The sequence below is a fragment of the Thauera sp. 28 genome (assembly GCF_000310145.2).
GTDB lineage: Bacteria > Pseudomonadota > Gammaproteobacteria > Burkholderiales > Rhodocyclaceae > Thauera > Thauera mechernichensis.
This window is the reverse complement of the sequence record NZ_AMXA01000003.1, coordinates 184,730-209,577: the sequence shown is the minus strand read 5'-3', so window position 1 is coordinate 209,577 and position 24,848 is coordinate 184,730. Positions and strand designations below refer to the sequence as shown.

The 24,848-nt window shown below is 67.9% G+C and carries 22 protein-coding genes and 1 tRNA gene; 14 read left to right on the top strand and 9 right to left on the bottom strand.

Going from position 1 to position 24,848, the window contains the following annotated elements; genetic code table 11:
• Nucleotides 1-28: 28 nt before the first annotated feature.
• From C662_RS04305 to C662_RS04285, 5 genes are all read left to right on the top strand, one after another.
• Nucleotides 29-889, top strand: a complete 861-nt coding sequence (locus tag C662_RS04305; protein ID WP_002925380.1) for a D-amino acid aminotransferase — start codon at nucleotides 29-31, stop codon at nucleotides 887-889.
• Nucleotides 882-1,166: a YbeD family protein gene (locus C662_RS04300; RefSeq protein ID WP_002925378.1), complete on the top strand. Its 285-nt coding sequence runs from the start codon at nucleotides 882-884 to the stop codon at nucleotides 1,164-1,166. Before C662_RS04305 ends, C662_RS04300 begins: the two co-directional genes overlap by 8 nt.
• Entirely contained in the window at nucleotides 1,163-1,822 is a 660-nt protein-coding gene (gene lipB / locus C662_RS04295) for a lipoyl(octanoyl) transferase LipB (RefSeq protein ID WP_002925375.1), read from the top strand. The genes C662_RS04300 and lipB overlap by 4 nt, the downstream gene beginning before the upstream one ends.
• A gap of 72 nt (nucleotides 1,823-1,894) precedes the next feature.
• Nucleotides 1,895-2,842, top strand: coding sequence for a lipoyl synthase (lipA, locus tag C662_RS04290; protein ID WP_002925374.1), 948 nt, complete (start codon nucleotides 1,895-1,897; stop codon nucleotides 2,840-2,842).
• Nucleotides 2,843-2,844: 2 nt separating this feature from the next.
• Nucleotides 2,845-3,567 (top strand): SIMPL domain-containing protein, encoded by a 723-nt coding sequence (locus tag C662_RS04285; protein WP_002925373.1) that lies wholly within the window; start codon nucleotides 2,845-2,847, stop codon nucleotides 3,565-3,567.
• Between the two features lie 39 nt (nucleotides 3,568-3,606).
• On the opposite strand, the gene C662_RS04280 is transcribed toward C662_RS04285, so the two are convergent.
• A complete protein-coding gene (locus C662_RS04280) occupies nucleotides 3,607-4,254 on the bottom strand; it encodes a pentapeptide repeat-containing protein (RefSeq protein WP_002925372.1) in 648 nt (215 codons plus the stop codon).
• 249 nt (nucleotides 4,255-4,503) lie between these two features.
• Between C662_RS04280 and C662_RS04275 the strand changes: the two genes are divergently transcribed.
• Nucleotides 4,504-6,498 carry a UvrD-helicase domain-containing protein gene (locus C662_RS04275; RefSeq protein ID WP_002925371.1) on the top strand — a complete coding sequence of 665 codons (1,995 nt, stop codon included), beginning with the start codon at nucleotides 4,504-4,506 and terminating at the stop codon, nucleotides 6,496-6,498.
• 99 nt (nucleotides 6,499-6,597) lie between these two features.
• Here C662_RS04275 and C662_RS04270 read toward each other — a convergent pair whose 3' ends face one another.
• Nucleotides 6,598-7,047, bottom strand: coding sequence for a c-type cytochrome (locus C662_RS04270; RefSeq protein ID WP_002925370.1), 450 nt, complete (start codon nucleotides 7,045-7,047; stop codon nucleotides 6,598-6,600).
• A gap of 149 nt (nucleotides 7,048-7,196) precedes the next feature.
• On the opposite strand from C662_RS04270, the gene C662_RS04265 reads away from it, so the two are divergent.
• Together C662_RS04265 and C662_RS04260 are read left to right on the top strand one after the other, a co-directional pair.
• A tRNA-Arg gene (locus tag C662_RS04265) sits at nucleotides 7,197-7,273 on the top strand.
• Between the two features lie 210 nt (nucleotides 7,274-7,483).
• Nucleotides 7,484-8,188, top strand: coding sequence for a hypothetical protein (locus C662_RS04260; RefSeq protein WP_002925369.1), 705 nt, complete (start codon nucleotides 7,484-7,486; stop codon nucleotides 8,186-8,188).
• A 4-nt stretch (nucleotides 8,189-8,192) separates the two neighbouring features.
• On the opposite strand, the gene C662_RS04255 is transcribed toward C662_RS04260, so the two are convergent.
• The 6 genes from C662_RS04255 to C662_RS04230 all read right to left on the bottom strand — a co-directional run bounded on the left by C662_RS04255 (nucleotide 8,193) and on the right by C662_RS04230 (nucleotide 14,245).
• On the bottom strand, nucleotides 8,193-9,524 hold the full coding sequence (locus C662_RS04255; RefSeq protein WP_002925367.1) for a spinster family MFS transporter: 1,332 nt from the start codon (nucleotides 9,522-9,524) through the stop codon (nucleotides 8,193-8,195).
• Between the two features lie 19 nt (nucleotides 9,525-9,543).
• On the bottom strand, nucleotides 9,544-10,569 hold the full coding sequence (gene dmpG, locus C662_RS04250; protein ID WP_002925365.1) for a 4-hydroxy-2-oxovalerate aldolase: 1,026 nt from the start codon (nucleotides 10,567-10,569) through the stop codon (nucleotides 9,544-9,546).
• A 27-nt stretch (nucleotides 10,570-10,596) separates the two neighbouring features.
• On the bottom strand, nucleotides 10,597-11,520 hold the full coding sequence (locus tag C662_RS04245; protein ID WP_002925362.1) for an acetaldehyde dehydrogenase (acetylating): 924 nt from the start codon (nucleotides 11,518-11,520) through the stop codon (nucleotides 10,597-10,599).
• A gap of 129 nt (nucleotides 11,521-11,649) precedes the next feature.
• Nucleotides 11,650-12,438 (bottom strand): fumarylacetoacetate hydrolase family protein, encoded by a 789-nt coding sequence (locus C662_RS04240; RefSeq protein WP_002925360.1) that lies wholly within the window; start codon nucleotides 12,436-12,438, stop codon nucleotides 11,650-11,652.
• Nucleotides 12,439-12,469: 31 nt separating this feature from the next.
• On the bottom strand, nucleotides 12,470-13,243 hold the full coding sequence (locus tag C662_RS04235) for a glucose 1-dehydrogenase (protein WP_002925358.1): 774 nt from the start codon (nucleotides 13,241-13,243) through the stop codon (nucleotides 12,470-12,472).
• Nucleotides 13,244-13,267: 24 nt separating this feature from the next.
• Nucleotides 13,268-14,245: a flavin reductase family protein gene (locus C662_RS04230; protein ID WP_002925356.1), complete on the bottom strand. Its 978-nt coding sequence runs from the start codon at nucleotides 14,243-14,245 to the stop codon at nucleotides 13,268-13,270.
• Between the two features lie 262 nt (nucleotides 14,246-14,507).
• Between C662_RS04230 and C662_RS04225 the strand changes: the two genes are divergently transcribed.
• Nucleotides 14,508-15,944 carry an aldehyde dehydrogenase family protein gene (locus C662_RS04225; RefSeq protein ID WP_002925355.1) on the top strand — a complete coding sequence of 479 codons (1,437 nt, stop codon included), beginning with the start codon at nucleotides 14,508-14,510 and terminating at the stop codon, nucleotides 15,942-15,944.
• A 151-nt stretch (nucleotides 15,945-16,095) separates the two neighbouring features.
• Here the strand turns inward: C662_RS04225 and C662_RS04220 are convergent, their stop codons facing one another.
• A complete protein-coding gene (locus C662_RS04220; protein ID WP_002925353.1) occupies nucleotides 16,096-17,595 on the bottom strand; it encodes an FAD-dependent oxidoreductase in 1,500 nt (499 codons plus the stop codon).
• 206 nt (nucleotides 17,596-17,801) lie between these two features.
• Between C662_RS04220 and C662_RS04215 the strand changes: the two genes are divergently transcribed.
• From C662_RS04215 to C662_RS04195, 5 genes are read left to right on the top strand one after another with little or no spacing between them, the layout of a single operon-like run.
• On the top strand, nucleotides 17,802-19,505 hold the full coding sequence (locus C662_RS04215; protein ID WP_232433213.1) for an FAD-binding protein: 1,704 nt from the start codon (nucleotides 17,802-17,804) through the stop codon (nucleotides 19,503-19,505).
• Between the two features lie 23 nt (nucleotides 19,506-19,528).
• Nucleotides 19,529-20,290: an SDR family oxidoreductase gene (locus C662_RS04210; RefSeq protein WP_002925348.1), complete on the top strand. Its 762-nt coding sequence runs from the start codon at nucleotides 19,529-19,531 to the stop codon at nucleotides 20,288-20,290.
• A gap of 26 nt (nucleotides 20,291-20,316) precedes the next feature.
• Entirely contained in the window at nucleotides 20,317-21,906 is a 1,590-nt protein-coding gene (locus C662_RS04205) for a FadD3 family acyl-CoA ligase (RefSeq protein WP_002925346.1), read from the top strand.
• Between the two features lie 46 nt (nucleotides 21,907-21,952).
• On the top strand, nucleotides 21,953-23,179 hold the full coding sequence (locus C662_RS04200) for an NADH:flavin oxidoreductase (RefSeq protein WP_002925344.1): 1,227 nt from the start codon (nucleotides 21,953-21,955) through the stop codon (nucleotides 23,177-23,179).
• 15 nt (nucleotides 23,180-23,194) lie between these two features.
• Entirely contained in the window at nucleotides 23,195-24,844 is a 1,650-nt protein-coding gene (locus C662_RS04195; protein ID WP_002925342.1) for a HAMP domain-containing methyl-accepting chemotaxis protein, read from the top strand.
• Nucleotides 24,845-24,848 lie beyond the last annotated feature (4 nt).

The following is a 24,848-nucleotide window of genomic DNA, read 5'->3' as shown; positions in this document are numbered from 1 at the left end:
CGCGAGCCTCTCAGTTGGAGACCCCACGATGGTGACTGCTTTCGTCAATGGCCAGTACCTCCCGCTTGCCGAGGCGCGTGTGTCGCCGATGGACCGCGGCTTCCTGTTCGGCGATGGCGCCTACGAGGTCATCCCGGTGTACTCGCGGCGGCCCTTCCGCGTCGATGAGCACGTCGCCCGCCTGGCCAGCACGCTGGCGGCGATGCGGCTGAACAACCCCCATACGGCACAGGCTTGGAAGGCGATCATCGGCGAGATCGTCGCCCGCAACCCGTGGGAGGACCAGTCGGTCTACCTGCAGGTGACGCGCGGCGCCGACAGCAAGCGCAACCACGCCTTCCCCGGCCCCGAAGTCCAGCCCACTGTCTTCCTGATGAGCGAGCCGCTGGTCACGCCGGGCGCCGAGCAGCTCGCGCGCGGTGTCGCGGCGGTGAGCGCGGCCGACATCCGCTGGCTGCGCTGCGACCTCAAGACCGTATCGATGCTGGCCAACTGTCTGCTGCGCCAGCACGCGATCGACAACGGCTGCGCGGAGACCGTGCTGTTCCGCGACAGTTTCCTCACCGAAGGTGCCGCCTCCAGCATCTTCGTGTGCAAGGACGGTGTGCTGCTGGTGCCGCCCAAGAGCCACCTCATGCTGCCCGGCATCACCTACGACGTGGTGCTCGAACTCGCCCGCAGCCGCGGCATGCGGCATGAGGTGCGCGAGGTGCTTGAAGCCGAGGTGCGCAGCGCCGACGAGTTGTGGATGACCTCCTCCACCAAGGAGGTGCTGCCCATCACCACGCTCGACGGCCGCCCGGTGGGCAGCGGCGAGCCTGGCCCGATGGGCCGCCAGATGTACGCCTGGTACCAGGATTTCAAGCTTACGGTGATGCGAAATGGCTGACGCTCCCGGCGCGCAGACGCGCCAGACCCTGATCGAATACCCCTGCAGCTTCCCCATCAAGGTGATGGGTGTGCGCGTGGATGGCTTTGCCCAGGCGGTCACCGATGTCGTGCTGCGCCATGCGCCCGACTTCGACCCCGCAGGTGCCGAGATGCGGCCCTCGAGCAAGGGCAACTACCTGGCCGTGACCTGCACCTTCCGTGCCGTGTCCCAGGCGCAGGTCGACGCCCTGTACCGCGAGCTCACCTCGCACCCGATGGTCAAGGTGGTGCTGTGATCGTCAAGCGCCTCGGCCTGGTGGAGTACGCGCCGGCGCTCGAGGCCATGCGCGTGTTCACCGCCGAACGCGGCGCCGACACCCCCGACGAGATCTGGCTGTTGCAGCACCCGCCGGTGTACACCCTGGGCCAGGCGGGCAAGCCCGAGCATCTGCTGCAGAATCCGGCCGCCATCCCGCTGGTACACATCGACCGCGGCGGGCAGATCACCTACCACGGTCCCGGCCAGCTGGTAGCCTACCTGTTGCTGGACCTGCACCGGCGCCGGCTCAAGGTGCGCGAACTGGTGCACCTGATGGAGCAGGCCATCATCGACACCCTGGCCGGTTATGGCTTGCATGCCGAGCGCAAGGACGGTGCGCCCGGTGTGTACGTCGCAGGCGACAAGATCGCCGCGCTTGGCCTGCGGGTCAGGAACGGCTGCAGTTACCACGGCCTCGCCATCAACGTCGATGCCGACCTCGCCCCCTTCGGCTGGATCAACCCTTGCGGCTACGAAGGCCTCAAGACGATCCGCATGCGCGATTTCGGCATCGAGGCCAGCGTGGAGGAGGTCGGCGAAGTCCTGCTCGCTCATCTGCAGCGTCTGCTGCCGCCGTTGGCGGATACCGCTGGCGCCACCGATACTGCACATCGCGCCGAGCAGGCTGTCTAAGCGACGCGCTCCGGTTCATAATCCCCCGCTCCCCCAGCGCGTCCCACGCCGAACCTACAGAGAACAGCGACCATGGAAACCCCAGTGCGCAAGCAGCGCGGCGCAGACAAGACCGCCCGCATCCCGATCAAGATCGTCCCCGCCGAACGCCTCAAGAAGCCCGACTGGATCCGCATCAAGCTCGGTGCCGGCCAGGAAGCCGAGCGCTTCAACGAGATCAAGGAGACGCTGCGCGAGCACAAGCTCCATACGGTATGCGAGGAAGCCTCGTGCCCGAACATCCATGAATGCTTCGGCAAGGGCACGGCCACCTTCATGATCATGGGCGACATCTGTACGCGGCGCTGCCCGTTCTGCGACGTCGGCCACGGCCGTCCCGACCCGCTCAATCCGAACGAGCCGATCGACCTGGCCCGCACCATCGCCGCGATGCGCCTGAACTACGTCGTCATCACCTCGGTGGACCGCGACGACCTGCGCGACGGCGGCGCCCAGCACTTCGTGGACTGCATCCGCGAGACGCGTGCGGTGTCGCCCAAGACCACCATCGAGGTGCTGGTGCCGGACTTCCGCGGCCGCATGGAGATCGCACTCGACATCTTCGACGCCGCCCCGCCCGACGTCATGAACCACAACCTCGAGACCGTGCCGCGCCTCTACAAGCAGGCGCGCCCCGGCTCGGACTACGCCTACTCGCTCAAGCTGCTCAAGGAGTTCAAGGCCCGTCATCCCGAGGTGCCGACCAAGTCCGGGCTCATGGTGGGCCTGGGCGAGACCGACGACGAGATCCTCGAGGTCATGCGCGACATGCGCGCCCACGACGTCGAGATGCTCACCATAGGCCAGTACCTGCAACCCTCCGGTGGCCACCTGCCGGTGCTGCGCTACGTGCATCCGGACACCTTCAAGATGTTCGAAACCGAAGCGCTGAAGATGGGCTTCAAGAACGCCGCCTGCGGTCCGATGGTGCGTTCGAGCTACTGGGCCGACCAGCAGGCGCACGGCGCAGGCGTGGTGTAATCATGGCCGACAGCCGGATCGGGGTCCTCCCGGCGCTGATCCTGGCCATCGGCATCGGCTTTGCCGGCATGCAGGTGGCAAAGGGCATCGAGCGCTTTCGCATGGCCGAGCGCACCATCACCGTGAAGGGTCTCGCCGAGCGCGACGTCAAGAGCGACTTTGCGGTGTGGACCCTCGCCTTCCGCCGCGCCGACAACGACTTCGGACGCGTGCAACAGGCACTCACCGCCGATCGTGAGCGCGTGCTCGCCTTCCTGCGCGCGCAGGGTTTCACCGACGACGAGATCGACGCCCGCCCCCTGCAGGTGCAGGACCTGCTCGCGCGCGAGTATGGTCCCGATCAGGTTGCCCTGCGCTTCAACGGCCGCGGACAGGTGGTGGTCAAGTCGGCGCGCGTAGACCTGGTGGCGGCGTCGTCGAACCGGGTCGATCCGCTCATCGAGGCCGGCATCCAGCTTGGCGGAGAAGGCGGCGACGGCGCGCCGCTGTATCAGCTGCGCGGCTTCAACGACGTCAAGCCGATGCTGCTCGAGGAAGCCACCCTCAGCGCCCGCGAACAGGCACGCAAGTTTGCCGCTGACGCTGGTGCAAGGCTCGGTGCCTTGCGCAGTGCCAACCAGGGCACGATCCGCATCCTCGACGACGATGGCTCGGAGATGGACAGCTCGCGCACCATCGGCAAGCGTTTGCGCGTGGTCAGCACCTTCGAGTTCACGCTCGACTGAGTTGTCCCCCGCTCAGCGCGGTGGTCGTTCCTCGCTTGCTCACGGGCAACCCTTGCAGCCGTCGGTCTGGGCGTTGAGGAAGATCGCCTGCTCGATGTTGGCCCCGCTCAGGTCGGCGTTGGTGAGCTGGGCGCGGGTGAAGTTGGCGCCCTGCAGGTTGGCGCCTGCGAAAGACGCGCCCGACAGCTTGGCCGCGCGCAGGTTGGCGCGCTGCAGGTCGGCGCCGTCGAAGCGGGCGCCCTCCGCCCGGGCATTGGTCAGGTCGGCGCCACCAAGCTGCGCCGCGCTGAAGTCCACACCGTGTAGATCGGCGTTCTGCAGGATGGCGTTGCGCAGGTTCGCCTCCTTGAGGCTGGCATCGCCCAGGCGGGCGCCGCGCAGGTTGGTGCGCAGCATCGAGGCCCCGTCGAGGGCGATCGCGCCCATCTCGGCCTGCGAGAAGTTCGCCTCGTTGAGCGTGGCGCCGCGCAGGTTGGCACCTGACAGGTCCGATCGGGTGAACTGCGAGTTGGCGAGATTCACCCCGGGTAGCTCGGCGCCGTTCAGGTTCATGTTGGTGCACAGGGTGCCGCGGCGGATGTCGCAGCCACCGACGTTGCCGGCGCGCTGGGCTTCGGCGGGCGGTGGCAGGGTGAGCAGGGCCGCTGCGGAGAGGGCAGCGAACAGCACGGCGCGGGTCGTGGGCATGGGCAGTGGCTGGTGATGATGGAGGGCTGTCGATGGCAGCGGAACGCCGCCCTGGGTACGACAGTACGGGATCATGCGGGTTCGACAAGCCGTTTGTCGACCCGGGCGCGTGGCTGGCCGAGGTTTGGTGCCTGTTTGACGTGATCGTCCCGCTCGATCTGTAACGATGGCGCTCCTGGCGGGTGCGATCGGCTAGAATTGGCCTCCGCCACCCGCCCGGGTGGCTTCGTTTTTTGCCGTGCCGCCACGATGTCCGCCCTCCTCAACGCGCCCCAGCGCGAAGCGATCCGCTATCTCGACGGCCCCTGCCTGGTGCTGGCCGGCGCCGGCAGTGGCAAGACGCGGGTGATCACGCACAAGATCGCGCATCTGATCAACGAGTGCGGGCTCAACCCGTCCAACATCGCTGCCATCACCTTCACCAACAAGGCCGCCAAGGAGATGCAGGAACGCGTCGCCCACATCATGGGCGGGCGGGCGCCGGGCGGGCTCACGGTATGCACCTTCCACGCGCTCGGTGTGCGCATCATCCGCCAGGAGGCGAAGCACTGCGGGCTGAAGCCGCAGTTCTCCATCCTCGATGCTTCGGACACCGTGCAGATCGTGTCGGACGTTGCCGGCGATAACGACAAGGGCATCGCCAAGCAGATGCAGTGGCAGATCTCGTCGTGGAAGAACGCGATGATCACGCCCGAGGAGGCGGCGCAGCTCGCCGACAGCGAGATCGCTTCGGTCGCCGCCAAGCTCTACAAGGAATACGAGCGCACCCTGCGCGCCTACCAGGCAGTGGACTTCGACGACCTCATCTCGCTGCCGGTGCGCCTGTTCGACGAGCACCCCGAGGTGCGCGAGCGCTGGCAGAACAAGCTGCGCTATCTGCTCGTGGACGAATACCAGGACACCAACCGTGCCCAGTACCGGCTGCTGAGGTTGCTGTCAGGCGTGCGCGGCGCCTTCACCGCGGTCGGCGACGACGACCAGGCCATCTACGCCTGGCGCGGCGCGGATGTGGAGAACCTGAAGCTGCTGCAGCAGGACTATCCCAAGCTCAGGGTCATCAAGCTGGAGCAGAACTACCGCTCCTCGCGCCGCATCCTCGAGGCCGCCAACACCGTCATCGCCAACAACGAGAAGCTCTTCGACAAGCGCCTGTGGTCCGAGCACGGCCAGGGCGAGCAGATCGTCGTCACCAACTGCCGCGACGCCGAGCACGAGGCCGAATGGGTGGCGACCAAGATCACCGCGCACAAGTTCGAGCACCGCACCCGCTTCAAGGACTACGCCATCCTCTACCGTGGCAACCATCAGGCGCGCATCATCGAGCAGCAGTTGCGCAACCACCGTATCCCCTATGTGATGTCGGGCGGGCAGAGCTTCTTCGACAAGGCCGAGATCCGCGACCTGATCGCCTGGCTGCGCCTGCTGGTCAATGAAGACGACGACCTCGCCTTCATCCGCGCCATCACCACCCCGCGCCGTGGCATCGGTGCCGCCACCATCGAAGCGCTCGGCGCCTATGCCGGGCATCGCCAGTCCAGCCTGTTCGCCGCAGTGTTCGAGGAAGGGCTGACCCAGCACCTCAACGCCAAGCAACTGCAGGGTGTGCAGGAGTTTGCGGCCTACATCAACCGCCTGCAGTACCGTGCCCCGCGCGAGCCCGCGGCGCAATTGCTCGAAGACTTGTTGGCCGCCATCCGCTACGAGGCCTGGCTGTTCGAGCACTGCGACACGCGCGAGGCCGAATCCAAGTGGAGCAACGTGCGCGACTTCGTCGGCTGGCTGGGCCGCAAGGGTGAGGAGGACGGCAAGAACCTGCTCGAGCTCACCCAGACCATCGCGCTGATGTCCATGCTCGACAAGGAAGACCCCGACTTCGACGGCGTCCAGATGGCCACCCTTCACGCCTCCAAGGGCCTGGAGTTCCCCCACGTCTTCCTGGTTGGCGTCGAGGAAGGCCTGCTGCCCCACCAGAGCAGCATCGACGAGGACAAGGTCGAGGAAGAGCGCCGGCTCATGTATGTGGGCATCACCCGCGCCCAGCGCAGCCTCAACATCACCTGGTGCGAGCGGCGCAAGTCGGGCAAGGAGTTCCGCCCTTGCGAGCCGAGCCGCTTCATCGCGGAGATGGGCGGCGACATCAAGATGAACGACCGCAAGACCGCCCAGCCGGTGTCGAAAGAAGAGGGAAAGGCGCGGCTGGCCAACCTGATGGCGATGTTCGAGAACCGCGACGGCAAGGCCTGAACCGGCTGCGCGCGCAGTGACAGCCACAAAAAAGGGCAGCGCGAGGCTGCCCTTTCAGTTGCTGCGGTGCGTGTCCCGAGTCGGGTGCCGCTGCGGGTCTTACTGCTCGACCGGCGGCTCGGTGTAGCCGGCGCCGACCGTGTTGGCCAGATAGGCCACTGCGCGTGCGACTTCGGTATCGGTCAGGTCGCTGCCGCCGCCGCGTGCGGGCATCGCACCCTTGCCGGCGATGGCCGAGGCGGTCAGGCCCTCGAAGCCCAGGCCGAGACGATCGCTCCAGCCAGCGGCGTCACCCGTCTTCGGTGCGCCCACGGCGCCCGAGTCGTGGCAGGCTGCGCAGATCGACTTGTAGATCTGCTCGCCGGTCCGCGTCCCCGGGGTAATCGTGACCGCCTGGATCTCGACGCGGGCGACGGGCTGGATCAGGGTCGCCGTGAGCTCCGGATCGACGGAGCTCTGCTTGCCACAGCCCGCCAGCAGCGCGGCTGCGACCATGGCGACGACAGGCATTGCGAGGCGGACGGGGCGCTGGTTGCGTTGGTTCGACATGCTTGGGTCCTTTGACTGGTGGCGCAAGACGAGATCTAAAGCCGCGATTATAGCTGTGTAAAAACCATTGTGGCAGTGCGGCATGGACTTTGCCTGCAAACGCGGCTATGCTTCCCGGCCTTGCGTGGACGTCTTTCCACGCACACCGCGCGCCCGTAGCTCAGCTGGATAGAGTACTGCCCTCCGAAGGCAGGGGTCGGACGTTCGAATCGTCTCGGGCGCGCCAGAGAATTCAATGGGTCAGGTCTTAACGGACCTGGCCCATTTTGCTTTGTGTTGATCCGTACGGAAATCGTGTCCTGTGCGCGTGGGGCTGAAGTCGCTTCGCTGCCCCATCCTTGCGATGCTCTCCTTGTGGCCCGATCGTTGCTTGTAGCCGTTGGCATGGCGCCTTTGCCAGCAAGCGGAGCACCGCGTAATTCACTCAGGACACACAATGCGTTCCCTCAACTTCATCGGCGGCGAAAAGGGCGGCGTGGGCAAGTCGGTTGTTGCTCGCGCCCTGGCCCAGTACTACATCGACAAGGGCCGGCCCTTCACCGGCTTCGATACCGATCGCTCGCACACTACCTTCGCCCGTTTCTACGCCGACTATGCCGCCCCCGTGGTGGTGGACCGCTACGAGGGGCTGGACCAGATCGCGCTGCCGTTCGAGGACGCACCAGAAGAGGGCATCGGCCACAGCGTGATTGTCGATCTTGCAGCACAGACGGCCGCACCGCTGGCGCGCTGGATCAAGACGTCCGAACTGCTGGAACTGCTTGCCGAGCTCGGCGTGCAGGTCAACTTCTGGCACCTGGCCGATGCCGGCAAGGATTCTGTCGACCTGCTGGGCGCGCTGCTCGACACCTACGGCGAAGGTCCGCGCTATGTGGTGGTCAAGAACCATGGCCGTGGAAGCGACTTTTCCCAGCTCGACGCATCGGCCGAGCTTGCTGCCGCACAAGCCATGGGGGCCCGTGTGATCAACCTGCCGGAACTGCACGAAGCCAGCATGCGCAAGATCGATCGCCAGGATGCCAGCTTCTGGGCGGCGATGAACCGGCGTGCGGGCGATGATGCCTTGGGCATGCTCGAGCGCCAGCGCGTCAAGAGCTGGCTGAAGGCCGTGTACGCGGCCTTCGACGATCTGGCCGTGTAGGCTGTCAGGCCGTCGTCATGACGGCCTGCGCAGGCTGCTCGCGCAGCAGCGCTGCGCGCATGACCAGGAACAGCACGATCGCCACGCTGGTGGCGGTGCAGCTCAGGAACATCGCGTAACGCAGCGACTCGACACCGAAGGCCGGCTGCAGCAGGTCGCTTAGGGCGCCGGTGAGCACCGGGCCCAGGCCGACGCCGCACAGGGTGCTGAGCATGGTCTGCAGGGCCATCGCCACGGCGCGGTTGGCCGGGGCGACCAGGCTTGTCAGCATGCTGAAGGACGGCCCCAGCCACCACACCATGAAGAAGCCGTTGATACCGCACCACAGCATCGCCGTGGGAACCGGCACGCCTGCGATCGAGGTCAGCACGTCCGTCGGCCAGCTCAGGTAGGCGGCGAGCGTAGCAATGCCGACGACATGGCCGACGAGCGGGATGCGGAAGCGCCAGCGCGCGTCGCGCTTGCCCAGGTGGTCGGTCAGCCAGCCGCTGAACAGCACGCCGAGGCCGGCGGCGGTGCCGCCGATCAGTCCGGTCAGCAGCCCTGCGTGGCGCAGCTCCAGGCCGTGCGAGCGCACCAGGAAACTTGCATTCCACATGCCGAACGCGTTGCCGCCCAGGGTTGCCACCGCACCGGCGAGGATCAGGTAGCGTACCGGCCTGTTCGCCCACAGCTGCCCGACGGTGGCCAGCAGGCTGGTGGAGAGTTCGACCCGGGCGCTGCCGTCCCAGGCCCCGCGCACCGGTTCGCGCGCACCGAAGGCAAGCAGGGCAGAGATCAGCAAGGCTGGGGTGCCGACGATGACGAAGGTCGTGCGCCAGCCGTACTGGTCAACCAGCCAGGCGCCGAGGCTCAGCGCCAGGATGGCGGCGAAGGTGGGGGCGGCGGTGAAGCAGCTGATGGCGAAGGCGCGGCGCTGCGGCGGGTACAGATCCGCGATCAGCGACAGGGCGGCCGGTGCGGCGGGGGCCTCGACCGCCGCCACCAGCATCCTGGCGGCGACCAGCAGCACGAAGTTGCCCGACAGCGCGCACAGGATGGTGGCGACGCCCCAGCACAGGCTGGACAGGGCGAGCAGGCGGGTGCGCGACATGCGGTCGGCAAGACGCCCCGCCGGCAGGCCCAGCACTGCGAACACGGCGGCAAAGGCGAGGCCGGAGATCAGGCCCATGGAGGTGTCGCTGGCGCCGAACTCGAGCCGGATCGGCTCGATCATCACCGCGACGATCTGGCGGCCGATGAAGTTGTCGGCGTACAGGAAGGCGAGCAGGAACAGCAGGCCATGCGTGCGCCACGCGGACAAGGGGGCGGGCGCAGACGGGGACGTGTCGTGCATGGCCGTTGCGGACTCCGCGCTATGCCTGTCGTGCGCGCGCCAGGTTGAGCGCCGTATCCTCGATCATGTCTTCCTGGCCGCCGACCATGCCGCGTCGGCCCATCTCGACCAGGATCTCGCGCGCGGGCACGCCGTACTTCTTCTCGGCGCGCTTGGCGAACAGCAGGAAGGAGCCATACACGCCGGCGTAGCCCAGCGTGAGCGCATCGCGGTCGATGCGGATCGGGAAGTCCATGATCGGCACCACCAGGTCCTCGGCCACGTCCTGGATCTTGAACACATCCACGCCGGTCTCGATCCCCATCAGGTCGCACACCGCGATGAACACTTCCATCGGGGTGTTGCCCGCGCCGGCCCCCAGGCCAGCGGCCGCGGCGTCGATGCGACTGGCACCGACTTCGAGCGCGGCCAGGCTGTTGGCCACGCCCATGGCCAGGTTGTGGTGGCCGTGGAAGCCGAGTTCGGTCTCGGGCTTGAGCGCATTGCGCACCGCACTGAGACGCGACTTGACCGTGTCGGGCAGCAGGTGGCCGGCCGAGTCGGTGACGTAGATGCAGTTGGCGCCGTAGCTCTCCATCAGCTTGGCTTGCTTGACCAGGCCTTCGGGGCTGTTCATGTGCGCCATCATCAGAAAGCCGACGGTGTCCATGCCGAGCTTGCGGGCGTAGCCGATGTGTTGCTCGGAGACGTCGGCCTCGGTGCAGTGGGTGGCCACGCGGATGGTGGAGACGCCCAGTTCGTGCGCCATCTTGAGGTGATCGACCGTGCCGATGCCCGGCAGCAGCAGCGCCGACACCCTGGCCTGCTTCATCAGCGGGATCACGGCGGACAGGTACTCCTCGTCGCTGTGGGCCGGGAAGCCGTAGTTCACCGAGCTGCCGCCCAGGCCGTCGCCGTGGGTGACCTCGATCAGCGGGATGCCCGCCTCGTCCAGGCCGCAGGCGATGGTCTTCATCTGCTCGAGCGTCATCAGGTGGCGCTTGGGGTGCATGCCGTCGCGCAGGGTCATGTCATGCACGGTGACTTTCTTGCCGCGAAGTTCCATGTTCATCTCTCCTTGTGGCCGGGGCGCTCAGGCCACCATCGTGGCGCGGTTGGATTCAAGCTTGAGGCGACCGGCCAGGATCTCCTCGGCGAACATCTCGGCGGTGCGCGCACCGGCCGCGGTCATGATGTCGAGGTTGCCGGCGTACTTGGGCAGGTAGTCGCCCAGGCCTTCGACCTGGAGGTACACCGAGACGCGCTTGCCGTCGAACACCGGGCCATTGACCAGGCGGTAGCCGGGCACGTACTTCTGCACCTCGCGGATCATGGCGTGGATGGATTCGGTGATCGCCGCCTGGTCGGGTTCGGTCTCGGTCAGGCAGTGCACCGTGTCGCGCATGATCAAGGGCGGTTCGGCCGGGTTGAGGATGATGATCGCCTTGCCCTGCTTCGCGCCGCCGACCTTCTCGACCGCGCCCGCGGTGGTGCGGGTGAATTCGTCGATGTTCTTGCGCGTGCCGGGGCCGGCCGACTTGGAGGACACGGTGGCGACGATCTCGCCGTAGGCCACCGGCTGCACGCGGGAGACGGCCGCGACCATCGGGATCGTGGCCTGGCCGCCGCAGGTGACCATGTTCACGTTCATTTCACCCTTACCGACGTGTTCCACCAGATTGACCGGCGGCACGCAGAAGGGGCCGATCGCCGCCGGGGTGAGGTCGATCATCAGCACGCCCAGTTCATTGAGCTTGCGGCTGTTCTCGGCGTGCACATAGGCCGAGGTGGCATCGAAGGCGATCTGCACGCCGTCGGCCAGCACATGCGGCAGCAGGCCGTCGACGCCCTCGGCGGTGGTCTTGAGGCCGAGCTCGCGCGCACGCGCCAGGCCTTCGGAGGTGGCATCGATGCCGACCATCCACACCGGCTCGAGCACCGGACTGCGCTTGAGTTTGTACAGCAGGTCGGTACCGATGTTGCCCGGACCGATCAGGGCGCATTTGATCTTGTTCATGGGTTCAGTCCCGTAGGGTGTGCCGGCCGCTTGCAGTCCGGCTCGGCATGACGTTGGCTGAGAGGTGCAGCGCGCGCGGCGGACGGAGGAGGGAGGGATGCCCGCCGCGCGGCTGCGAGGAACACGCTGCTAGCGAAAGCTCACCGAACAGCCGCCGAGGCCTTCGATCTGCATCTCGAAGCGGTCGCCGGCACGTGCCGGCACCAGCGGCGCCAGCGAACCCGAGAGGATCAGCTCTCCGGCGCGGAAAGGGATGCCGAACTGGCCCAGGGTGTTCGCGAGCCAGGCCACGGCTTCGGCCGGATGGCCCTGCACGGCCGACCCCAGGCCTTCGCCGCAGGGTTCGCCATTGCGCGACATGCGCATGCGCACCGCCGCCAGGTCGAGCTCACGCGGGTCGGTCCGCGTCTCGCCGACCACGAAGACACCGCAGGATGCGTTGTCGGCGACCGTGTCCTGGATGCGGATCCGCCAGTCGTCGATGCGCGAATCGACGATCTCGAAGCAGGGCGCGACCCAGGCGGTGGCGGCCAGCACTGCGTCGCGGGTCACGCCAGGGCCTTTCAGGTCGGCCTTCAGCATGAAGGCGATCTCGCCCTCGGCGCGCGGCTGGATCAAGCCTGTCGCGGCAATGTCGATGGCCGCGCCGTCTGCGTGCTGCATGGCGTCGGTGAGGAAGCCGAAATCGGGCTGATGCACGTTCAGCATGTCCTGCACCGGCTTGCTGGTCACGCCGATCTTCTTGCCGATCACGCGTTCGCCGTCGGCCTCACGCCGCGACAGCATGTGCAGCGAGACATGGTAGGCGTCCTCGATGCCGATCCCGGGGTGGCGTTCGGTCAGCGGGACGAGCGTGCGCGCCTGGCGCAATGCTGCGTAGAGCTCGTCGCCGAGCTGGCGGATCAGGTTCGGGTCCATGAGCGGTTTCCTGGTCTGGGAGCCTGAGCGGTCAGCCCGGCCACACGCTCGATTCGGCGCCGCCGTCCACTTCGATGACCTTGCCGGTCACCCAGGCCGAGGCCGGGGTTGCGAGGTAGAGTGCTGCGGCCGCGATGTCCTCGACTTCGCCGAGACGCTTGAGCGGCGTGTTGTTGATCATGCCTTCGCGCATGTTGGCGGGCAGCGCACGGTCGAGCGCGGCGGTCATGATCGGGCCGGGGGCAATCGCGTTGATGCGCACGACCGGGGCAAAATCCTGTGCCAGCAGGCGGGTGAGCTGGGTGAGCGCGGCCTTGGCCGTGCCGTAGGCGCTGAAGTGGGGCTGGGCGTAGCGCGCCGCACCCGAGGTGATATTGACGATGTTGCCGCCGCCGGCCGCGCGCATGTGGGGTACGCACAGGCGGGTCAGTTCGTAGGCCGAGCTGACGTTGAAGCGGAACACCCCCTCGAACTTGTCGGTGGACATCTTCAGCGGGTCGTTCGGGCCCGAGCCGCCGGCGTTGTTGACCAGGTGGGTGATGCGGCCGAATTCCTTGAGCGCGGCATCGACCACGCCGCCGAGCTGGGCCAGGTCGGTGACGTCGCAGCTGACGGCAATGGCGCGACGGCCGAGGGCGCGCACCTCGGCGGCGACCGCTTCGACGTCGGCCAGCGTGCGCGCGGCGCAGACGATGTCCGCGCCGGCCTCGGCGTAGGCCAGAGCAATGCCGCGGCCGATGCCGCGGCCGGCGCCGGTGATGATCGCAACCTGGCCTTCCAGGCTGAAGCGTTGGATGATGCTCATGCAGTAGGTTCCTTTATGCAGGGGTCAGCGTGGCGACCACAGGTCGGGCATGCCGGGGTCGCTGGAAGCGATCAGGCGCTTGAGCAGCAGCTTCAAGGCCATGGTGTCGCCGGTGCCGAGCTTGGCGGCAACGTCCTCTTCCACCGCCTTGGCGAGCGCGATCTGGCGCAGCGAGGCTTCACGGCCGTCGGCCGTCAGCACGTAGCGGGTCCGCTCCTCGTCCTGCTCGATGGCCACCAGCCGCTGCGACTCCAGCGCGCTCATCGACGTCTCGTCCGCGAGCATGCCGGTGTAGGAGATGAAGCCGTTGATCTCCTGCAGGCTTAGCCCGTCGCGGATCGACAGCACCGACAGGATGAAGAAGGAGCGCTCGTCGAGCGCCTGCGTGCTCAGCAACTGGCGCAGCGCGTGCAGCATCTGGTAGTGGGCGCGGCCGAGCAGGTAGCCGAGCAGGTCCTCGGTGTAGCTGCATTCGGGCGGCGGCGTCGAACCCAGGCGCACTTCCTCGCGCGGCTTGCGCGCGGCAAGCGCGTATTGGCCGCTCTGGAACACCAGCGGCGGCAGTTCGCTGCGGTCGTAGGCGAGGACTTCGCCGACGAAGATGATGTGGTCGCCGCCGTCGTAGCTGAACGCGGTGCGGCACTGGAAGCGGGCGGTGCAGCCGTTGAGCAGCGGCGCCTTGCTGATGCCCTCGTCGAGCTCAAGCCCGGAGAACTTGTCTTCGCCCTGGCGCGCGAAGCGGCCCGACAAGGCCTCCTGTGCGGCCGACAGCACATGCACGTTCCAGTGCTTGGCGTTGGCGAAGGCCTCGCGGCTGCGTGCGTTCTTGGCCAGGCTCCACAGCACCAGCGGCGGGTTCAACGACACCGAGTTGAAGCTGTTGGCGGTGATCCCGATGGGCTCGCCGTCCGCGGCGCGGGTGGTGATGATGGTGACGCCGGTGGTGAAGGTGCCGAGCGCCGCGCGGAAGTCCTGGGGGTCGAACCCCTTGTGCGTCGTCATGTCGTGTCTCGCGGGACGGGTGGAGATGGTGCCGAGTATGAAAGTGGGGCAGGGGCGCAGGCATCGTCCCAACGGACTAACGGTTTTCCCGGCACAGCGGGCAGCGCTGCCGATGCGCTCGTCCGATTGGACTACGCAAGGCCTGCGGGCGCAGGGTATGGTCCGCCCATGATTGCGTGTGCAGGGTCAGCAACCGGAGTGCGTGTCCGGCGCCGACCCGCCCGCCCTTCCTTTATCGACCTTCGACCCCGGAGTGCTTGCCGTGAACAGACAGATCATCACCCGCCCGGAAGACCTAGGCCTGCTGCTGCAGGCGCACAAGCAGGCCTTTGCCGCCGCCGGCGCCGTCCCCGCGGCCGAGCGCAAGCGCCGCATCCAGACCGCCATCGACCTGCTGGTGAAGTATCACAAGCCCCTCGTCGAGGCGATGGATGCCGACTTCGGCGGCCGCCCCAAGGGTTATTCGCTGATGAACGACGTGCTCGGTTCGCTGACCTCGCTCAAGTACGCCCGCGACCACTTCGAGCCGTGGATGGCGAGCGAGCCGCGCACCCCCTTCCCGCCCTATGACCAGCTCGGCGCCCAGGCCTGGGTGATGTATCAGCCCAAGGGTACGGTGGGCATCATCGGCACCTGGAACGCGCCGCTGTTTACCCTGTTCAGCCCGCTCGCCAGCGCGCTCGCCGCTGGCAACCGCGCCATTCTCAAGCCTTCGGAGGTGGTGTCGCGTACCGCGCAGGTGGTGGCCGAGGCGGTGGTGGACATGTTCGATCCGCTCGTGGTCGGCGTCGTTACCGGCGGCCCGGACATGGGCGAGGCCTTCACCGCCCAGCCCTTCGACCACATTGTGTTCACCGGCAGCACCCAGGTCGGCAAGGCGGTGATGCGCAACGCAGCGCAGAACCTGGTGCCGGTGACGCTGGAACTGGGTGGCAAGTCGCCCACCATCGTCGCCCGCAGCGCCGACCTGGCGACCGCGGCCTTCCGCATCGCCGCCGCGAAGGCGAGTAACGGCGGCCAGCTGTGCGTGAACCCGGACGTCGTCTACGTGGCTCGCGAGCAACTCGAGGATTTCGTTGCTGCGCTCAAGCGCAGCTTCGGCGAGCTGTTCCCCAGCGTGGCCGGCAACCCGGACATGGTCGCGGTGGTGAACGAGCGCCATCTGGCGCGTGTCGAGTCCTACCTCAGCGACGCCGCCCAGGCGGGCGCCCGGGTGGAATGCGCCCCGGCCCCGCTGGCGGCGGACGCGGCGGGGCGTCAGCGTCCGCTCGCCATCGTCATCGATCCGCCGCAAGGCGCGAAGATCATGCAGGAGGAGATCTTTGGCCCGGCGGTGGTGGTGAAGCCCTATGACGCGATCGACGCCGTGATCGCCGACATCAACGGCCGCCCGCGTCCGCTGGCGCTGTACTACTTCGGCGAGGATGCGGCCGAGCAGCAGCGCGTGCTCGAGCACACCCTGTCGGGCGGCGTCACGATCAACGAGGCGATGTTCCACGCCGCGATGGAAGACGCCCCCTTCGGTGGCGTGGGCGATTCGGGCATGGGGCATTACCACGGCCGCGAAGGCTTCCTCGAGTTCAGCCACACCCGCACGGTGTTCAAGGCGCCGGCCTACGATCCGCGCCGCGAATGGGGCCTGCTGCCGCCGTACTCCGAGCACTTCCTGGCGATGATGGAGGCGCAGGTCACGCCCTGAGCCTGGCACGCCGGAGGAGGTCGTCGCCGCGACGGCCTCTGGCAGGGCGTGCAGTCCTGCGGTAACGAAAAACGCCGCGCCACCCCAGGTGGGTGTGCGCGGCGTTTCCGCTCTGGCGTCGTGGTTGTGCGTCGCCCCCGCGGCGCCGTCTCTAGCGCCGGGCAGCGGCCAGTCCGGCCTGGCGGCCGAAGAAGGTCGAGTCGCCGAGCGACATCCCCGAGCTGTAGCCCTCGCCCCAGCGCGGCAGGCCGCAGGCCGTGCGCCCGGCGGCGTACAGGCCGGCGATCGGCTGGCCATCCGCGTCGAGCACCTCGCCGCTGGGCCGCGTGTGCAGGCCGCCCATGGTGAAGGCGTGGGCCTTCATGTCCTCGCTGCAGTAGCTGAGCGCGGCGAAGGGCGCTTCGGTGAGCGGACGCAGCCAGTTCGCCGCCTTGTGCAGCAAGGGATCCTCGCCTTCGGCCGCATGGCGGTTGAACTCGGCCACCGTGTGCACCAGGCTGCCGGTGGGCAGGCCAAGCTCCTGCTCCACCTCCTCCCAGGTCTCGCCGACTGCGGCAATCTTGAGGTCGGGCTGGATCACCGGACGGCCAAAGATCTCGTTATCGACCAGTAGCCAGGCCTTGCCCTCGGGCTGGCGCAACACGTAGTGGCCGACACGGCCGTGGTAGGCGTCCTCGTTGATGAAGCGCTCGCCGCGCGCATTGACGAAGATGCCCTTCACCAGCGACTCGGGCGGGAAGAAGGGGATGGTGGCAAAGAACTGTTCCATGTGGATCGTGGCGCCGCCCACGCTCATGCCCATGCGGATGCCCGAGCCGTCGTCGTTGCCGCCGGAGACGATCTCCGAGCAGGCCAGCGCGCCGGGCGCAAAACGCGCCACCATCTCGCGATTGACGATGAAGCCCCCGGCGCACAGGATCACGCCCCTGCGGGCGCGCACGTACTTTTCCGCGCCCTCGATGCGCACGATCACGCCGACCACGCTGTTCGTCCGGTCCACGATCAGGCTGAGCGCGCGGCTGTTGCAATGCACGACCGCGCCCATGGCTTCGGCGCGCGCACACAGCTTCTCCATCAGCACCTTGCCGCCGCCCCAGCCCTCGAACTGCGCAGTGTGGCCGCGCGGCGCCGGCTTGGCCTTGGCGCTGAACGGCCAGGCCGCCTCGCTGCCCGACCACAGCAGGGTGTCGTCGGTGGTGGGCTCGATCCACTTGCCCGGCAGGTAAGTGCCCTTGAACGGCACGCCCTGGGCCTCCAGCCAATCGAAGTGGGCGGCGGCCTCTTCGGCGTACAGACGCACGCGGTCCGCGTCGGCGCCCGGGCCGCCGGCCATCATCAGGTAGGTGCGCAGATCCTCGGTGCTGTCCTCGAAGCCGTGCTCGCGCTGCACGCGGGTGCCGCCGCTGCCGCCGACATAGACCTCGCCGCCCGACCACGAGGCGCTGCCGCCGGGGGCGGCTGCCACCTCGAAGACATGGACGTCGGCGCCGGCCGCGCGCGCCTCGATCGCCGCGCAGCTGCCGGCGGCACCGAAGCCGATCACGGCGATGTCGGTCTCGATGTCCCAGTGCGGCACCTCCTCGACCCGGCAGGCGCGGGCGGGGCTGTGGCGGGGCGGTGCGTCGGGAGTGGGGGAAGGGCTTGTGCTCATGTGCTTTTCCTTATCGTATCTGGCTGCATGGAGGTCTCCGCGCACGATCATCGGAGCCCGCAGCCTGTGCCGCATCCCTCGATTGGATGATGTCGGCGCGCATGCCGACCGGCGCGTGCGCGTCTAGTCCGCATTGACGATGAAGCGTGCCCGGCCTGCCGCCACCATCGCCCACATTCCAACAAGATCAGGGGTGGAGCGTGAGCGTGCAAGATCAGTCACAGATGGGCTGGGACGTCATCGTCGTCGGCTCCGGTGCGGGCGCGATGACCTCGGCGGTAGTCGCCGCCGACCAGGGGCTGTCGGTACTGGTGATCGAGAAGAGCGACAAGTTCGGCGGCACCTCGGCGATCTCCGGTGGCGGCATCTGGATTCCCAACAACCATTACTTCAAGGCCAAGGGCGGCCAGGACAGCTACGACAAGGCGCTGCAGTACATCCTGGCAGCCGGTGGCGGCAAGGCCGACGAGACCAAGGTGCGCGCCTACCTCGACCACGCGCCCAAGATGATCAAGTACCTCGAGGACAAGTCCCGCGTGCGCTACGCGGTGGCCGAGAAGTACCCCGACTACTACCAGCACCTGCCCGGCGCCTTGCCCGGCGGCCGCTCGCTCGACCCCGAGCTGTTCGATACCAGCACGCTCGGCGACGAGCTCGCCAACCTGCGCCGGCCTTCGCCTTCGACCCTGCTCATGGGCCGCATCGCGTGGACCGCGCGCGACGCCCACGTCGCCATGGCGCGCGAGCGCGGCTGGCGCTTCAAGGTGCTCGGCCTGATGCTGCGCTACAAGTTCGACTTCAGGTGGCGCAGGAAGAGCAAGTTCGACCGCCGCGCCGGCCTCGGCAGTTCGCTGGTGTGTGCATTGCGTGCCTCGCTGCTCGACCGCAAGGTGCCGCTGTGGCTGAAGACGGACTTCCGCGAGCTCGTGCTCGATGGCGACCGTGTCATCGGTGTCCGCGTCTCGCGCGAAGGCCGTGAGCTGACGTTGATGGCCCGCTGCGGCGTGATCCTCGGCGCCGGCGGCTTCGAACAGAATCAGGCGCTGCGCGAGAAGTACCTGCCGCAGCCCACCAAGGCCGCCTGGAGCGCCACGCCGCCGGGCAACAACACCGGCGCCGCGCTCGAGGCCGGCATGGCTGCGGGGGCCGCCACCGACCTGCTCGAATGGGCGTGGTGGGCGCCGACCATCGCCGTGGTCGGCGAGGACAAGCCGCGCGGCGTGTTCGCCGAGCGCGCCTTCCCCGGCGCGATCGTGGTCAACAGCCTCGGCAAGCGCTTCTGCAACGAAGCCCAGGGCTACCTCGAGTTCGGCGACGCCATGTACAAGGACCGTGACGCCACCGGCGGCAAGAATGTGCCGGCGTGGTGCATCTTCGACGCCCACTTCCGTTTCAACTACGCGATGGGGCCGCTGATGCCGGCGCAGATCATGCCCGACAGCCGCCTGCGCAAGGAGTGGCTGGGCAGCGTGTACTGGAAGGCCGACACCCTCGACGAGCTGGCGCGCCAGATCGGCGTCGATCCCGCCGGACTCAACGACACGGTGGCGAAGATGAACGCCTATGCCAGCAGCGGCAAGGACGCCGATTTCGGCCGCGGCGACAGCGTGTTCGACCGCTACTACGGCGACGTCAACGTCAAGCCCAATCCCTGCCTGGCGCCGATCCAAAAGGGCCCGTTCTACGCCATGCGCATGGACGCCGGCGACATCGGCACCAAGGGCGGGCTGCTGACCGACGCCCATGCCCGCGTGGTGCGCGCGGACGGTTCTGCGATCGAAGGCCTCTACGCCATCGGCAACACCTCGGCCTCGGTCATGGGGACCGCCTACCCGGGCGCCGGCGCCACCATCGGGCCGGCGATGACCTTCGGCTACATCGCCGCGCACCACATCGCGGCCAACGCGTGACGAATCGACAGGAGACAGCGCACATGGCAGGACGAATCGAAGGCAAGGTGGCGCTCGTCACCGGGGGCGCGAGCGGCGTTGGCCGTGCAACGGTGGAACTGTTCGTCAGGGAAGGCGCCCAGGTCGTGTTCACCGACCTCAACGCCGACGCGGGTGCGTCACTTGCCGCCGGGCTCGGCGGCAAGGCGTTCTTCATCCTTCAGGATGCCGCTTCGGCGGCCGACTGGGACGCGGTGATGGCGACGGTGCGCGAGCGCTTCGGTCGCCTCGACATCCTGGTGAACAACGCCGGCATCCTGATCAAGGGATCGATCGAGGACGCCTCGCTGGACGACTGGCAGCGCCTCATGCGGGTCAACGCCGACAGCGTCTTCCTCGGCTGCAAGGCCGCCGTGGCGCTGATGAAGACCGGCAGCGGTGGCTCGATCATCAACATGTCCTCGATCGCCGGCATTGCCGCCAAGGAAGACTACGCCGCCTACGGCGCCTCCAAGGCCGCCATCTCGGGCCTCACGCGCGCGGTTGCCGCGCATTGCCGCAAGGCCAAGTACCGCATCCGCTGCAATTCCATCCACCCCGACGGCATCATGACGCCGATGACTGCGGGCTCGTACCCGAAGGGCATCGACCCGGCACGCTTCACCATCGACGCCGACCCGATGAACCGCGCCTGCCTGCCCGAGGATGTCGCCGCCGCCATCCTGTTCCTTGCCGAGGATGGTTCGCGCGCGGTCAATGGTATCGAGCTGCGCGTCGACAGCGGCCAGTTCGTCATGAGCATCTGAGCCGCCGCAACACTCCCGGAACGACCATGACTGCAGCATTCACCGCCCCCGCCGCCCGCACCCTGCCCGCACTCGTCCTCGAGGCCGCGCAACGCCACGGCGAGCGCATCTTCATCGAAGACGGCGACCGCCGCATCCGCTATGCGGACCTGCCTGCGCACGTGTTCGCCGTCGGCCGCGCCCTGATCGCCCATGGCATTGCACCTGGCGACCGTGTCGCGATCTGGGCCGAGAACCGCGCCGAATGGATCCTCGCCGCGCTCGGCATCCATTGCGCCGGCGCGGCGATGGTGCCGATCAACACGCGCATGAAGGGCGCCGAGGCAGCCGACATCATCGAGCGCAGTGGCGCCCGCGTCCTCTTCGCCGTAGACCGCTTCCTGGACGTCGATTACCCCGCCATGCTAGCCGACTGCCGCCCGGCCACGCTGGAAAAGGTGGTCGCGATCGGCCACGCCGGCGCACATGCCGACACCGACTGGGACAGCTTCATCGCCAGCGCTGCGGGCGTGGGCGAAGCGCTGGCGCGCGCGCGCGCCGCGGGCGTGCAGCCTGGCGACATGTCCGACCTGATGTTCACCTCGGGTACCACCGGCCGCCCCAAGGGCGTGGTCAGCGCCCACCGCCAGATCATCCAGGCCTTCATCGAGTACGTGAAGATCGCCGACATCCGGGCCGGCGATCGCTACCTGATCGTCAATCCCTTCTTCCACACCTTCGGCTACAAGGCCGGCTGGGTCACCTGCCTGATCGCCGGTGCCACCGTGCTGCCGCACCCGGTGTTCGACGCCGAGGCGGTGTTCCGCCGCATCGAGGCCGACCGCATCAGCGTGCTGCCGGGGCCGCCCACGCTCTATCTGTCGATGCTTGCGCATCCGAAGCTGGCGCACACCGATCTCTCCAGCCTGCGCGTGGCGGTGACCGGTGCGTCGACCATCCCGCCGGTGCTGATCGAGCGCATGCGTCGCGAGCTCGGCTTCAAGGTCGTGCTCACCGCCTACGGCCTGACCGAATGCGGCGGCCTGGCCACGATCTGCGCTGCCGACGACGACGCCGAGACGGTCGCCCTCACCAGCGGTCATGCCATCCCCGGCACCGAGGTGAGCATCGTCGACGCCGACAACCGCCCGCTGCCGGCCGGCGAGGCGGGCGAGATCTGCCTGCGCGGCTTCCACGTCATGCAGGGCTACTTCCAGGACGCCAAGGCCACCGCCGAGACCATCGACGCCGAGGGCTGGCTGCACACGGGCGACGTCGGCACCCTGGACGCGCGCGGCTACCTGCGCATCACCGACCGCCTCAAGGACATGTTCATCGTCGGCGGCTTCAACTGCTACCCGGCCGAGATCGAGGCCGCGCTCACCGCCCACCCGGCGATCGCCCAGGTGGCGGTGATCGGCGTGCCCGACGAGCGCATGGGCGAGGTCGGCTGCGCCTGCGTCGTGCTGCGTCCCGGCCAGGCGCTGGACGAAGCCGGGCTCATCGCCTGGTCGCGCGAGCGCATGGCCAACTACAAGGTGCCGCGCATGGTGCGCTTCTTCGTATCGCTGCCGGTCAATGCTTCGAACAAGGTCGCCAAGAACGAACTGAGGGCGCAGTTGCGTGTTTCTGCGTGATTGCGCTGCGTCAGCGCAGCCCAGCCATCGACACCATGAGGCATCCATGAGCCAGAAGAATCAACTGTTCGCCCCCTTCCAGCTGGGGCCGATCAGCCTGCGCAACCGCTTCATCCGCGCCGGCGCCAACGAGGGCATGGTGCTCCATGGCGCGCCCACGAAGGCGTTGGTCAAACACCACCGCGACATGGCCGCTGGCGGTGTGGGTCTCACCACCGTGGCCTACGGCGCGGTCGCCAAGGTCGGCCGTACCCTGCCCAACCAGGTGTGGATGCGCCGCGAGATCCTGCCCGACCTCAAGGCCCTGGCCGATGCCGTGCACGCGGAGGGCGGCGCGATCTCCTACCAGCTCACCCATGGCGGCTCCTTCGTCACCTCGCTCAAGGTCGACGGGCCGACCATGAGCGCCTCGGGCGGCATCAACAAGGCCGGCATGATGCGCGGCAACCTCTTTCAGCGCGCGATGACCCGCGCTGACATGGATCTCGTCGCCCAGCAGTTCGTCGACGCCGCCGAGCTGTGTCGCGAGGCCGGCTTCGACGCGGTCGAGATCCACATGGGTCACGGCTACCTGCTCAACCAGTTCATCTCGCCGCTCTCCAACAAGCGCAAGGACGACTATGGCGGCACTGCGGCCAAGCGCGCGCGCTTTCCGGCCGAGGTGCTGCGCCGGGTCAAGGACAAGGTCGGCCGGCAGATGGCGGTGCTCGCCAAGATCAACGTGGCCGACGGCGTGGCCGGCGGCGCGACGGTGGACGATGCCATCGTCACCGCCCGCCTGCTGCAGGAGGCGGGTGCCGACCTGCTGGTGTTGTCAGGCGGGCGCAACATCGAGTCGGGCTGGTTCATGTTCGGCAGCAACTTCGACATGGACGAGATGAAGAAGGTGCTCAAGGGCAGCTGGCTCACCGGGCTGATGATGAAGCTGGCGCAGTTCGGCACGCCCAAGGTGAGCTTCCGCGAGATGTACTTCCTCGAATACTCGCGCCGCATCCGTGCTGCAGTCGATGTGCCCCTGGGCTACCTGGGCGGTGCGCGCTCGCTCGCCAACGCCGAGCAGGCCATGGCCGAGGGCTTCGACGCGGTGGTGATGGCGCGGCCGCTGATCCACGACGCACAGCTGGTCAACAAGTTCGCGCGCGGCGAGGCCACGGCCTCGGGCTGCATCAACTGCAACCGCTGCGTGCCCTACATCTACCACCCGGCCGGCACCATGTGCGTGCTCAACGCGCCGAACGACCCGGCGCTCAACCGCGTGCGTGCAGCGGGCTGACGGGGGGATCCCAGCGTGACGAAACTCAGCATTGCACAGCGCCTGTGGATCTGGGCGGCGGTTTCCGGCTTCCTGTTCCTGGCCGCGGTGGCGTTCGGCTGGTACGGACTCCACCAGGCCAAGGAATCCCTGCGCGAGGTTCACGAGATCAATATCGCCACGCTGGGGCGGCTCGAGGCGATCCAGTTGCGGCTGTTGTCGAACCGCCGCCTGGTCCCGCTGGCCTTCCAGCTCGACCCCGAGGGCGGCCTGGCTTCGGCGCACGAGCGCCCGCTGTCGCATTATCTGGAGCAGATCGATCGCAACACCGGCGAGATCGAGGCCCTGTTGCAGACGCAGCGCGAGCGCCTGCGCGACCCCGCGGAAGAAGCCTTGTTCGAGGCGTTCGAGGCGCACTACCGCGAGTGGCTGGCCCAGGTCGACGAAGTGCTTGCCTCGCTGCGCACCGGCTACTTTCGCCCGACCTACATGAGCGCCTTCGTCCAGGGCGGTGAGCCCGCGGGCGATGCCACGGGCGAGGCCCTGGCGGCGCTGCATGCCCACCAGACCGACCTTACCGCGCGCATGTACGAGGCCGCGCAGCAGCGCTACCACGCCACCATCACTGCCTATATCGCGCTCTCGGTCATCGGCACCGTGTGCGGCGTCTTCATCGCGGTGAGCACGCTCCGGCGCCTGCGCACCGCCTTCGGCGTGGCGTCCGGCGTCGCCCGCTCGATCGCGGAGGGCGACCTCTCGGTGAGCGTGCCTGCGCTGGGGGCCGACGAGTTCGGGGTGTTGCTCGGCGAAATCGGCCACATGCGCGACCGTCTCCACGGCCTGGTCGACGACCTGCGCCGCGAGGTGAAGCAGCTCGGGGTGGAGGCGCGCCAGATGTCGGACATCGCCGGCACGGCCTCGGAGCATGCGCTGTCGCAGGAAGAGGCGCTCAATCGCATGTCCGAGGCCGCCAACGCCCTGGTCGAGTCGATCGACCAGGTCGAGACGCATGCCAGCGTGTCGCTGCAGACCACCGAGCGCTCCTCGGCCCGCGCCGAGGACAGCCGCCAGTTCATCCGCAGCATGGCCAAGGAGATGCACCGTGTCGCCGAGGTGGTCGACAGCACGGCGGTCCAGGTCAAGGAGCTCGAGCAACTGTCGCAGCGCATCAGCGGCGTGGTCAATGTCATCCGCGAGGTGGCGGAGCAGACCAACCTGCTGGCCCTCAACGCCGCGATCGAAGCCGCGCGTGCAGGCGAACAGGGGCGCGGTTTCGCCGTTGTCGCCGATGAGGTGCGCAAGCTCGCCGAACGCACGGCAGCGTCGACGCAGGAGATCATCGTCACCATCAGCGACATCCAGGACCGTACCCGCGGCGTGTCTGCCGGCATGAAGCAGGTTGTCGAGCGCGTTGCGGCAGGAGAGGGGCTGTCGCGCGAAGCCGAGGTCTCGGTCGAAAGCATCCGCGAGGGCACCCATGCGGTGTTCGAGGCCGTGGGCAGCATCGGTGAGCTGATCAAGGCCCAGGCCGAATCCACCCGCGAGATCGTGCGCCGTATCGACAGCGTGTCCAGCGGCACCGGCGATCTGTCCGCAAGTGCCGGTCGCAGCGCGCAGTCGGCTGCCGGGCTGGATGCGCTGGCGCGTACACTGGACGAACTCTCCGGGCGCTTCCGCCTGGCCTGAGCGC